Raw genomic sequence first — 11,516 nt, forward strand, 5'->3', positions numbered from 1 at the left:
GGGCGTCTGAGGGTGAACGAGCGTCAGCGAGTGAACGAAGCAATCGGCACGCCGCCACGTCCGTACTCTGGCGCTTGCGCAACGGGGGTGGCGGCGTGCTCCGGCTGACGCTGCGCAACCTCGCCGCGCACAAGGTGCGCCTGCTCATGTCGACGCTCGCGATCGTCCTGGGCGTCGCCTTTCTGGCCGGCGTACTCACCTTCTCGCACGGGCTCGACCGCACCTTCTCCGGCATCATCAACGGCTCCACCCCCGACGGCCAGGTGCGTCCGGTCAACAGCGCCAGCTCGGCCGAGGCCAGCCGCCCCGGCGGTGGCGGCGCGGCGACGCTGGAGCCGGCGACCATCGAGAGGCTGCGTACGCTGCCGGAGGTCGCCCGCGCCGACGGGGTCGTCCAAGGCGCAGGCCTCTACGTCCTCGACACCGACGACAAGCTGGTCAGCAGCTCGGGCGCACCGACGCTGGCCTTCAACCACACCGGGACCCCCAACCTGCTCGGCGAGCCGTCGCTCGAGCTCACCCTGGGAAGCTGGCCCACCGGCAAGAAGGAGCTCGTTCTCGACGAGGCGACCGCCGAGAAGGCCGGCTACCAGGTGGGAGACTCGGTCACGCTGATCGCGCCCCAGGGCGAGACCCGCCGCACGGTCACCCTGACCGGCATCGCCGCCTTCAACGGAGGCGGCACGGCCGGCGCGCAGCTGCTGATCTTCAGCACGGCCGGCGCGCAGAGCCTGTTCACCGACGGCAAGGACGTCTACTCCGGAATCTCGCTGACCGCCGCCCCGGGCGTCAGCCAGAAGGAGCTCGCCGAGGCCGCGAACACGGTGGTCCCGAAGGGCTTCGAGGCCGTCACCGGGGACAAGGTGGTCGAGGAGTCCGAGGACGCCATCGGTGAGTTCCTCGACGTGATCTCGGTCTTCCTCATCGTCTTCGCGGTGATCGCGGTGATCGTCGGCGCCTTCATCATCGTCAACACCTTCTCGATCCTGATCGCGCAGCGATCCCGTCAGCTGGCGCTGTTGCGCGCCCTGGGTGCCTCTCGCCGCCAGATCACCACCTCCGTGCTCTTCGAGGCGCTGGTCATGGCGCTGGTCGCGGCCACGATCGGCATCCTCGCGGGCTGGGGCCTGGCCCACGGCCTGGCTGCCGCTTTCCGGCAGGCCGGGTTGGAGATCGCCTCCGACGTCCTCGTCCTCACCCCGCGCACGATCTGGATCTCCTACGCCGTCGGCGTCTGCGTCACCCTCGCCGCCGCCCTCCTCCCCTCCCGCCGAGCTGCCAAGGTGCCGCCGGTGGCGGCGATGCGCGAGGACACCCAGCCTCCCGCCAGATCCACCATCCTGCGTACGTCGGTGGGGCTCGTCCTGCTGGCGGTCGGCCTCGTGCTCGCGGCGATGCCGCGAATCGGGATCCCCGAGATCACTCTGCCCGGCGGGTTCGACGTGCCGACGAGCGCGGCCCTGTGGGTGGGGGTCGGGGCCGGGGTCTCGATCCTGTCGGTCGCCTGGATCAGCGCGTTCCTGGGCCGCCCGGTGCTCGCTGCGCTGCGTACGGTCTCGGGGGCGCTGTTCGGGATGACCGGCAAGCTGGCCGGGCAGAACGCGATGCGCGACCCGAGGCGCACCGGCGCGACCGCCTCGGCGCTGATGATCGGGCTGGCTCTGGTCTCCCTGATCGGGGTTCTCGCCGCCTCGATGAACGCCTCGATCACCGACGTGGTCGAGGAGCAGTTCAAGCCCGACCTGGTCGTGCAGAGCCCGACCTTCACCGCATTCCCGACCTCGATCGGCGACGAGATGGAGAAGGTCGAGGGCGTGGCCACCGTCTCCCGCTCGCAGATCGCCCAGGCCGTCGTCGGCAAGGTCGATGTGCGCAACCCGAAGAACAACGAGGCCACGTTCCTCTTCGGCGTCGACGAGCACCTGTCCCAGATCTACGACCTCGACGTGCTCGAGGGCAGCGACGACGTCAAGCCGGGTCAGGTGCTCGTCACCGACGAGGCCGCGAAGAAGCACAAGTGGCAGCTCGGCGACCGCATCGACCTCACCTTCGTCAGCGGCCGCCAGGCGCAACCGCAGATCAGCGGGATCATCGCCGAGAGCCCGGTGACCGGCGAGATCACGGTGCGCATCGAGGACCTCGTCGCGGCCAAGGTGCCGCGGGAGGACGCCTCGCTCAGCATCCTGCTCGCACGGGGCGCCGATCCGGCGGTCATCCACGAGCGTCTCGACAAGCTCGTCGAGGACCGTCCCGTGGTCGCGGTGCAGGACAAGGACGAGTTCGCCGAGTCGATCAAGGGGCAGGTCAACCAGCTGCTCTACATGATCTACGGCCTGCTCGCGCTGGCGATCGTGATCGCGGTGATCGGCATCGTCAACACCCTCGGCCTCAGCGTCATCGAGCGCACCCGCGAGATCGGCCTGCTGCGCGCCATCGGGCTCTCCCGCGGCCAGCTGCGCCGGATGATCACCCTGGAGTCGGTGACCATCGCGGTGCTCGGCGCCGTCCTCGGGCTCGCCCTCGGGGTGCTCTTCGGCGTGCTGCTGCGCGACGCCCTGCGCGAAGACCTCACCAGCCTGTCGGTGCCGCTGGACCAGCTGGCCGTCTTCCTCGCGATCGCGGTGGTCGTCGGTGTCCTGGCCGCTCTCCTCCCGGCCATCCGCGCCGGGAGGGAAGACGTCCTCAAGGCCATCGCCACGGAGTAGCCTGCGGGGGTGAGCACCGATCGCACCGCAGACCTGCCCGAGCCCACCCTCCGCGTCAGCGAGCCGGAGACGGCCGCGGTCGGGATCCCTGGGGTGGCACACTCGATGGAGTACGCCCTGCGCGAGATGGGCCCCCGGCGCAGCCTGCAGACCCTGCTCAAGGTCAACCAGGTCGGCGGCTTCGACTGCCCCTCCTGCGCCTGGCCCGACCCCGACCACCGCAAGGCGGCCGAGTTCTGCGAGAACGGCGCCAAGGCGGTGGCGTGGGAGGCGACCCGCAAGCGGGTCGATCGTTCCTTCTTCGCAGCCAACTCGGTCGCTTCGCTCGCCGAGCGCGACGACCACTGGCTGGAGGCGCAGGGCCGGCTGACGGAGCCGATGTACATCGGCCCCGGCGAGACCCACTACTCCCCCATCTCCTGGTCCGACGCGATCGCGCTGATCGCCGACCGGATGCGGGCCGCCGACCCCGACCGTTCGGTCTTCTACACCTCCGGTCGCGCGTCCAACGAGGCCGCGTTCGTCTACCAGCTGCTCGCCCGCCAGCTCGGCACCAACAACCTCCCCGACTGCTCCAACATGTGCCACGAGTCCAGCGGCACGGCCCTCGGTGAGGTGATCGGCATCGGCAAGGGCACCGTCACCTACGACGACCTGGCCGAGCACGCAGACCTGATCTTCGTCGTCGGCCAGAACCCTGGCACCAACCACCCGCGGATGCTCACCGCGCTCGAGTCCGCCAAGGAGAACGGCGCCACGGTGGTGTCGGTCAACCCGCTCCGTGAGGCCGGGCTCGGCCGCTTCCGCAATCCCCAGACCGTACGCGGCGTCACCGGTGTCGGCACCAAGCTCGCCGACCTCCACGTGCCCGTGCAGGTCAACGGCGACCTGGCGCTGTTCGCCGGGATCAACAAGGTCCTCGTCGAGCGCGACGCCGTCGACCACGCGTTCCTGGAGGAGCACACCGACGGCTTCGAGGTCGCGGCGCAGGCCTGGGCGGCGATGGAGTGGGACGAGATCACCCGGCTCAGCGGCATCTCCCGCGAGGAGATCGAGTCGCTGGCCGACCTGGTCGAGAGCCGCGAGCGCATCATCGTGTGCTGGGCGATGGGTCTGACCCAGCACAAGAACTCGGTCGCCACGATCCGTGAGATCGCCTCGTTCCTGCTCCTGCGCGGCAACATCGGCAAGCCCGGCGCCGGCGCCTGCCCGGTCCGCGGCCACTCCAACGTGCAGGGAGACCGCACGATGGGCATCTGGGAGAAGCCGCCGGCGTGGTTCCTCGACGCCGTCGGTGACGAGTTCGGCATCACCCCGCCGCGCGAGGAGGGCTACGACGTGGTCGCCGCGATCGAGGCGATGCGCGACGGCGCCGTCGACGTCTTCCTCGCCCTCGGCGGCAACTTCGCCGCCGCGACCCCCGACACCGCCGTCACCACCGCGGCGCTCGCCGACGTCGGCCTCACCGTCCAGATCTCGACCAAGCTCAACCGCAGCCATCTCCACCACGGCCGCGAAGGCCTGGTCCTGCCCTGCCTGGGCCGCACCGAACGCGACGAGACCGGCGGCCGGGAGCAGTACGTCACCGTCGAGGACTCGATGGGCATGGTCCATGCCTCCTACGGCCGCCTGCTTCCGGGATCGAAGGAGCTGCGCAGCGAGGTCGGCATCATCTGTGCGATCGGCGACGCCCTGTTCGGCTCGGACCAGGGCATCGACTGGGCCACGATGGGCGTGGACTACTCCCGGATCCGCTGGCACATCTCGGCGGTGGTCCCCGGGTTCGAGGACTTCGAGACCCGGCTCAAGGCGCCGGGCGGCTTCGCCCTGCCCAACGGCCCCCGCGACTCCCGCACCTTCGACACCGCGACCGGCCGGGCCCGGGTCACCGCCAACCCGCTGACCGCGACCTCCGCTCCTCCGGGACACCTGCTGCTGCAGACGCTGCGCTCCCACGACCAGTTCAACACCACGGTCTACGGCTACAACGACCGCTACCGCGGCATCAAGGGCGGGCGCCACGTCGTCTTCGTCAACCCCGACGACCTCCGCGAGCTCGGCATCGCCGACGGCGACACCGTCGACATCGTCTCGGTCTGGACCGACGGCGAGCGCCGCGCCGAGGGCTTCCGCGTCGTCGCCTACGCCACCCCTCGCGGCTCCGCTGCGGCGTACTTCCCGGAGACGAACGTCCTCATCCCGCTCGACTCCTACGCCGACGGCAGCCGCACCCCGACCTCGAAGTCGGTCGTGGTGCGCCTGGAGGCGCGCTAGCCGGGAATTACATTGCGGGTGTCCGTGTTGGCACCTACCGTGATGCGCATGTTCCGCGTGGTTTCCGAGTTCGACCTGTCAGGCACGAGCCTGACGGGCGCTCCCACGTGGGCTCCGTCAGTCGATTGCACCGGCGCTCGAAGCTGACCCTCCTCCTGCCTCGCAGGACCCGCGGAGGAGGGTGGCCCGCACCGGCCCCCTCATCGCGGTGACAGCGCTGTGAGGGCTTGCCGGAGGGTCCTGGCTCACCCCGAAATCTTCTGACAATCAAAGGAACTCCCATGGCCAAGAGCCAGTTCGTGCGGACCAAGCCGCACCTCAACATCGGGACGATGGGTCACGTCGACCACGGCAAGACGACCCTGACCGCCGCGATCACCAAGGTGCTCGCCGAGCGCGACCCGGACGTGAACCGCTTCATCGCCTTCGACGGCATCGACCGTGCCCCGGAGGAGCTGCAGCGCGGGATCACGATCAACATCTCGCACGTCGAGTACGAGACCGCCACCCGGCACTACGCGCACGTCGACATGCCCGGGCACGCCGACTACGTGAAGAACATGATCACCGGCGCCGCCCAGGTCGACGCCGCCATCCTGGTCGTCTCGGCCCAGGACGGTGCCATGCCGCAGACGCGGGAGCACGTGCTGCTCGCGCGTCGGGTGGGCGTGCCCTACCTGGTGGTGGCACTCAACAAGGCCGACACCGTCGACGACCCGGAGCTGCTCGACCTGGTCGAGCTGGAGGTCCGCGACCTCCTCTCCGAGTACGGATTCCCCGGCGACGACGTGCCTGTCGTCCGGGTGTCCGGGCTGAAGGCGCTCGAGGGCGACCCCGAGTGGACCGCCGCGATCGGCGACCTGCTCGACGCGATCGACGACTACGTGCCGGTTCCGGAGCGTGAGCTCGGTGAGCCGTTCCTGATGCCGATCGAGAACGTCGTGACCATCACCGGCCGCGGCACGGTCGTCACCGGTGCCGTCGAGCGGGGCTCGCTGAAGGTCGGCGACGCGGTCGAGGTCGTCGGCCTCGGCTCGACGATCACCAGCACCGCGATCGGGCTGGAGACCTTCGGCAAGTCGCTGGAGTCGGCCGAGGCGGGCGACAACGCGGCGGTGCTCCTGCGTGGTGTCAAGCGCGACGAGGTACGTCGCGGCCAGGTGGTGGCGCTGCCGGGCAGCGTACGGCCGCACCGGAAGTTCCGGGCGAACCTGCACGCACTGTCCACGGCCGAGGGTGGCCGGCACACTCCCTTCGCCGCGGACTACCGGCCACAGTTCTACTTCCGGACCACGGACGTGCCCGGCGGGATCGACCTGGGTGACATCGCCCTGGTCATGCCCGGCGACACGGTCGAGCTCGGAGTGGAGCTGGAGAAGCCGATCGCGATGGAGGTCGGTCTCGGTTTCGCGGTCCGCGAGGGCGGCCGCACCGTGGCCGCCGGCACCGTGACCGAGCTGCTCGACTGACACGACAAGAAACGGCCCCCAACCTGTTGGGGGCCGTTTCTGCTTCTACCGATCCCGCTAGCCGCGCGGGCGCCACCGCTTCCACAGCGCCTCGCCCTCGGCGCGGACCTTCCCGTCCCACTCCAGCCGCACCAGCGAGGTGATCTGGTCCTCGCTGGCGTCCGTGGTGGAGGCGACCAGCGTGACCGGCTCCTTGAGCGGGGCCGGCCGCCGGTAGCGTACGTCGATCCCGGCAGTCACATAGGCGAGCGACTCCCCCTCGGCGGGCATCCAGCCGTTGAGGAAGGCCTCCTGGTGCACCGCGGCGGCGCTGTGACAGTCGAGCAGGGTCGCGATGATCCCGCCGTTGAGGAAGCCGCCGCCGTTGTCGTGCTGCGGCCACGGCTGGAAGGTCGCGGTCACGCTCCCGTCCAGCTGCGGATAGCTCTTCAGCTGGAGACCCTCCGCGTTGGCCGGCCCACACCCGAAGCAGGTCATCGCCGGCCACCACTCGTCCTGCAACGCGATCATCTTCACCGCGCCACCATAACCACGATCAGCCGATCCCGGTCCGGAAGCCCTCGCGCCAGGTCGGGTAGGACGGGGTCCAGCCGAGCTCGCGCTTGGCCTTGGCGTTGGAGGAGCCACGCACGGAGGTCATCAGGGCGACCCCGAACTCGCCGATCAACGGCCGGGCGAGCAGGCCGGGAGCCGCATCGGGTTCCGCCCACCGACCTGCTCGGCCAGGGCCTCGCACCCGGCGGCGTGGCGGGTCGAGCCGTACACCTCGTGTCGGGCGGCCACCAGCAGCGGCACCGTCCTGATGCCGACCGCGCCGGTTCCGCCCGCGATGAAGATGCGCATTTCCTGTTCCTCTCGTCGTTGTCGACCCCACCGACGAAACGACCTGCGCGCGTGTGACAGCTGGCGTAAGGTCCTGCATTCGTGGACCTCGCAAGCGCTCATGACGGGCTCCGCCCGCTGATGTTCTCGATCGCCTACCGGATGCTCGGCAGCGTCGCCGAGGCGGAGGACATCGTGCAGGAGGCGTTCCTGCGGATGCACCGCAGCAGACAGGAGTCGGGCGAGGTCGACAACCTCGACGCGTACGCCACCACGGTCACCACCCGCATCGCCATCGACACCCTCCGCTCGGCCCGCCACCGGCGCGAGCAGTACGTCGGGCCGTGGCTGCCCGAGCCGATCCTGGTCTCCGACGAGGATCCCAGTCACCGTCTGGAGCTCGACGAGACCGTCAGCACCGCGTTCCTGGTTCTGCTGGAGTCGCTCACCCCGGTCGAGCGTGCGGTGTTCGTGCTGCGCGAGGTGATGGGCTACGACTACGAGGACATCGCCCCGGTCGTCGACAAGAGCGCGACCAACTGCCGCCAGATCTTCGCCCGCGCCCGCAAGCGGATCGCCGACGGCACGCCGCGCTTCGAGCCCTCACCCGAGCGCCGCGACCAGCTCGCCTCCCAGTTCGTCGCCGCGCTGTCCGCGAACGACGTGAGCGGGCTGGAGCGGCTGCTGGCCGACGACGTCGTCTTCGTCGCCGACGGCGGCGGCCGAGCCCCCGCGATCCAGAAGCCGATGCTCGGTGCCGTCGCCGTCGCCCGCTTCCTGCTCGGGCTCATGCGTCAGGGCGAGCGCCTCGGCGTACGTCTGGAGCTCTCCCACGCCAACGGCCAGCCGGCGATGCTCACCCGTGGCGCCGACGGCGCCCTGCTCGGTGTCATCGCGCTCGACGTCGAGGGCGACCGGATCGTCCGGATGCACAACGTCCTCAACCCCGACAAGCTCGGCCACCTGGGCGAGGTCGGCGACCTCTTCGCGCTGCTGGCGGAGCGCTGACCGTCCAGGCTCTACCCGTCTAGGAACGTACGCAGCGACTGGTCGACCAGCGGCCGCCCCAGCGCCCCGTCGGCGAGCGCCTCGCGCAGCGCAGCGACCGAGTCCAGGTCACCGACGAGTCCGACGAGCTCGCCGACCTCTTCACCCATCTCGGCCGGCGTGGTCGCCGCGACCGGCCGGTCCAGCAGCAGCGGGCAGTCGACCGGACCGCCCTCGGGCTCCGGGTGGCCGAGGGCGGCGACCCAGCAGCCGATCTCGAAGCGCAGCGGAGCGGCCGGGCCGGCTCCCTGGGCGCGCAGGTCGATGTACCAGACGATGTCGTCGCTCTTGGGGTCGCCGAGCCGGTGATGCCCCTTGCGCAGCGGCATGCCGCCGGCCTTGAACGCCTTGGTCGCCGCCGTCCGTGCTGCCTTCTGGTCCATCAGAAGTCCAGGTCGTCTTCGGAGAGCTGACCGCCCCCGGCGACGATGAACTCCTTGCGCGGAGCCACGTCGGAACCCATCAGCAGATCGAAGACCGCCGCGGCCTCGTCGGCGTCGTCGAGCGTCAGCCGGCGAAGCGTACGGTGACGGGGATCCATCGTGGTCTCGGCCAGCTGGTCGGCGTCCATCTCACCCAGACCCTTGTAGCGCTGCACCGGGTCCTTCCAGGTGACGTTCTTCTTCTTCAGCTCGGCGAGCTTCCGCTGCAGCTCCGGGTCGGAGTAGGTGTAGATGTATTTCTCCATGCCCTTCTTCGGGTTGGAGATCTCGATCCGGTGCAGCGGCGGGACCGCGGTGTAGACCTTGCCGGCGGCGATCAGCTCGGGCATGTACTTGAAGAACAGGGTCGCCAGCAGCGTACGGATGTGGGCGCCGTCGGAGTCGGCGTCGGCCATGAAGATGATCTTGCCGTAGCGCGCCGCGTCCAGGTCGAAGCTGCGCCCGGTGCCGGTGCCGACGACCTGGATGATCGAGGAGCACTCGGCGTTCTTGAGCATGTCGCCGACCGAGGCCTTCTGCACGTTGAGGATCTTGCCGCGGATCGGCAGCAGCGCCTGGAACTCGGAGTTGCGAGCCACCTTGGCGGTGCCGAGCGCGGAGTCACCCTCGACGATGAAGAGCTCGGCGCGGTCGTCGGTGGTGCGGCAGTCGGCGAGCTTGGAGGGCAGCGCGGAGGACTCCAGCGCGTTCTTGCGCCGCTGGTTCTCCTTCTGCTGACGCAGCGAGAGACGGGTCTTGGAGGCGGCGTAGACCTTCTCCATCACCAGCTTGGCCTGCTGCTTCTGGGCGCCGCGCGACTCGGTGAGGAACGACTTCATCTCGGCGGCGACGACCTTGCGCACCACGCTGCGAGCCGCCGGGGTGCCGAGGATCTCCTTGGTCTGGCCCTCGAACTGCGGCTCGGCCAGCCGCACCGTCACGACCGCGGTCAGACCTTCGAGGACGTCCTCCTTGACGATGTCCTTGTCGTTGACCTTGAGCACCTTGGCCGCGCGCATGGCGTCGTTGAACGTCTTGGTCAGCGCGTTCTCGAAGCCACTGACGTGGGTGCCGCCCTTCGGGGTGGCGATCACGTTGACGAAGGAGCGGATCTCGGTGTCGTAGCCGCTCCCCCAGCGCACCGCGATGTCGACGCCGAGCTTACGCTCCACGTCCTGCGGGGTCATGTGGCCGGCGTCGTCGAGCATCGGCACGGTCTCGGTGAAGGTGTCCGACCCCTGCAACCGGAGTACGCCGCTGACCGGCTCGTCCTTGGCCAGGAACTCGACGAACTCGGCGATGCCGCCGTCGTGACGGAACTTCTCCTCGATCTTCTCGGGGCCCGACTGGTCGCGGATGACCAGCTCCAGCCCGGGGACGATGAAGCTGGTCTGCCGGGCGCGGCCGAGCAGTCCCTCGAGCTCGAAGCGGGCGTCCTTGGTGAAGATCTGCTTGTCGGGCCAGAACCGGATCCTGGTGCCGGTCTTGCCCTTGGCGACGCGCTTGCCCTTGCGGCTCAGGCCGCTCTGTGGCGTGAACCCGGCATTCGGGCCGTCGCCGTCGAACACCCCGGGCACGCCGCGGCGGAACGACATCCCCTGCTGGGCCGGGGAACGGTCGACGTCGATGTCCATCCGGCTGGAGAGCGCGTTGACGACGGAGAGACCGACACCGTGCAGACCGCCGGTCGCGTTGTAGGAGCCACCGCCGAACTTGCCGCCCGCGTGCAGCTTGGTCGCGACCACCTCGACGCCCGGGAGCCCGGTGCGGGGCTCCTTGTCGGTCGGGATGCCGCGGCCGTCGTCGTAGACCTCCACCGAGCCGTCGGAGTGCATCGTCACCTCGACGTGGCCGGCGACTCCCGCCAACGCCTCGTCGACACCGTTGTCGATGATCTCCCACAGGCAGTGCATGAGGCCGCGGGTATCGGTCGAGCCGATGTACATACCGGGACGCTTGCGAACCGCCTCCAGGCCCTCGAGGACGAGGAGGTGCGCGGCGTTGTAGGTGTTGTCAGAGATGATCGGCTCCTGGCTGTACTGCGCTGCTGCTTGGGGCGCTGCGTGGGGGGGTTCCTCAGAGGAAATCTACCGTGCGACACGCCCGGGACTCACGCAGGCACGCGGCAACCGGCCCGGCCGCCATGGGGCGGCAGGCGTACGTCGTGATCGGTCCGTTACGCGGAACTTGCGGGTTTCGATGCACGAAATGGTCAGTCGACAGGTAAGAATGTCTGTCACGGACAGCGATGTCCCGTGGGGTAGGTCCGACCCGGATCCCCGACCCGGAGCGACAACTGCAAGGATTAGAGGTGCGACGGAGGTAAGAGTCCGCGAGGAAACGCTAGCGATCTAGGGAATCTTCCACGACTCACGTACGTTATCCCGGCGCAATCATGATCAGAAATGAGGCCGATGTGACCACTGCCGTTGCCACCAGCTCGCCGCTCACGTCCGAGGACCGTTGCGACCGGTGCGGAGCGCAGGCCTACGTACGCGCGGAGCTCCACTCCGGCGGCGAACTGCTGTTCTGCGCCCACCACGCCCGTGAGCACGGTGAGAAGCTCAAGGAGATCGCGAGCTCGATCACCGACGAGACCCACAAGCTCACCGAGAAGAACTGACCCCACCCACCAACTCCCCGGAGGCCCGGACCACGTCGGTCCGGGCCTCCGGCGTCTTCTCGGCGCGACGGAGACACCTTCGTCGCGCACAGCCCGGACGAGGAGATGAACGCCTGGGTCGACCAGTCGGCCCGCCCCGGCAAGCCGGTCAACC

At 69.4% G+C, this 11,516-nt stretch carries 9 protein-coding genes; 5 read left to right on the forward strand and 4 right to left on the reverse strand.

Annotated elements, in window-relative coordinates; genetic code table 11:
* Window positions 1-74: 74 nt before the first annotated feature.
* The 3 genes from ACFVJS_RS21435 to tuf all read left to right on the forward strand — a co-directional run bounded on the left by ACFVJS_RS21435 (window position 75) and on the right by tuf (window position 6,448).
* The gene (locus ACFVJS_RS21435; protein WP_378884615.1) at window positions 75-2,705 is read left to right on the forward strand and encodes an ABC transporter permease; all 2,631 of its coding nucleotides are present in this window, start codon (window positions 75-77) and stop codon (window positions 2,703-2,705) included.
* Window positions 2,706-2,714: 9 nt separating this feature from the next.
* Window positions 2,715-4,979, forward strand: a complete 2,265-nt coding sequence (locus ACFVJS_RS21440; protein WP_378884618.1) for an FdhF/YdeP family oxidoreductase — start codon at window positions 2,715-2,717, stop codon at window positions 4,977-4,979.
* Window positions 4,980-5,260: 281 nt separating this feature from the next.
* Window positions 5,261-6,448, forward strand: coding sequence for an elongation factor Tu (gene tuf, locus ACFVJS_RS21445; protein ID WP_378884621.1), 1,188 nt, complete (start codon window positions 5,261-5,263; stop codon window positions 6,446-6,448).
* A 57-nt stretch (window positions 6,449-6,505) separates the two neighbouring features.
* On the opposite strand, the gene ACFVJS_RS21450 is transcribed toward tuf, so the two are convergent.
* Together ACFVJS_RS21450 and ACFVJS_RS21455 are read right to left on the reverse strand one after the other, a co-directional pair.
* Window positions 6,506-6,958: a PaaI family thioesterase gene (locus ACFVJS_RS21450; RefSeq protein WP_378884630.1), complete on the reverse strand. Its 453-nt coding sequence runs from the start codon at window positions 6,956-6,958 to the stop codon at window positions 6,506-6,508.
* A gap of 153 nt (window positions 6,959-7,111) precedes the next feature.
* Window positions 7,112-7,291, reverse strand: coding sequence for a hypothetical protein (locus tag ACFVJS_RS21455; RefSeq protein ID WP_378884623.1), 180 nt, complete (start codon window positions 7,289-7,291; stop codon window positions 7,112-7,114).
* A gap of 81 nt (window positions 7,292-7,372) precedes the next feature.
* On the opposite strand from ACFVJS_RS21455, the gene ACFVJS_RS21460 reads away from it, so the two are divergent.
* Window positions 7,373-8,278: an RNA polymerase sigma-70 factor gene (locus ACFVJS_RS21460; protein ID WP_378884626.1), complete on the forward strand. Its 906-nt coding sequence runs from the start codon at window positions 7,373-7,375 to the stop codon at window positions 8,276-8,278.
* An 11-nt stretch (window positions 8,279-8,289) separates the two neighbouring features.
* Here the strand turns inward: ACFVJS_RS21460 and ACFVJS_RS21465 are convergent, their stop codons facing one another.
* The gene (locus ACFVJS_RS21465; protein WP_378884629.1) at window positions 8,290-8,700 is read right to left on the reverse strand and encodes a hypothetical protein; all 411 of its coding nucleotides are present in this window, start codon (window positions 8,698-8,700) and stop codon (window positions 8,290-8,292) included.
* Complete coding sequence (locus ACFVJS_RS21470; protein WP_378884633.1) at window positions 8,700-10,763, reverse strand: type IIA DNA topoisomerase subunit B; 2,064 nt, start codon at window positions 10,761-10,763, stop codon at window positions 8,700-8,702. The genes ACFVJS_RS21465 and ACFVJS_RS21470 overlap by 1 nt, the downstream gene beginning before the upstream one ends.
* A 371-nt stretch (window positions 10,764-11,134) precedes the next feature.
* On the opposite strand from ACFVJS_RS21470, the gene ACFVJS_RS21475 reads away from it, so the two are divergent.
* On the forward strand, window positions 11,135-11,362 hold the full coding sequence (locus tag ACFVJS_RS21475; RefSeq protein WP_008361825.1) for a hypothetical protein: 228 nt from the start codon (window positions 11,135-11,137) through the stop codon (window positions 11,360-11,362).
* The last annotated feature ends 154 nt before the right edge of the window (window positions 11,363-11,516 follow it).

This window comes from Nocardioides sp. NPDC057772 (genome assembly GCF_042798075.1).
Lineage (GTDB): Bacteria > Actinomycetota > Actinomycetes > Propionibacteriales > Nocardioidaceae > Nocardioides.

Coding starts and splice junctions, on each gene's coding strand:
- tuf (WP_378884621.1), top strand. CDS start 5,261: ATGGCCAAGAGCCAGTTCGTGCGGACCAAGCCGCACCTCAACATCGGG.
- ACFVJS_RS21450 (WP_378884630.1), bottom strand. CDS start 6,958: ATGATCGCGTTGCAGGACGAGTGGTGGCCGGCGATGACCTGCTTCGGG.
- ACFVJS_RS21455 (WP_378884623.1), bottom strand. CDS start 7,291: ATGCGCATCTTCATCGCGGGCGGAACCGGCGCGGTCGGCATCAGGACG.
- ACFVJS_RS21465 (WP_378884629.1), bottom strand. CDS start 8,700: ATGGACCAGAAGGCAGCACGGACGGCGGCGACCAAGGCGTTCAAGGCC.
- ACFVJS_RS21475 (WP_008361825.1), top strand. CDS start 11,135: ATGATCAGAAATGAGGCCGATGTGACCACTGCCGTTGCCACCAGCTCG.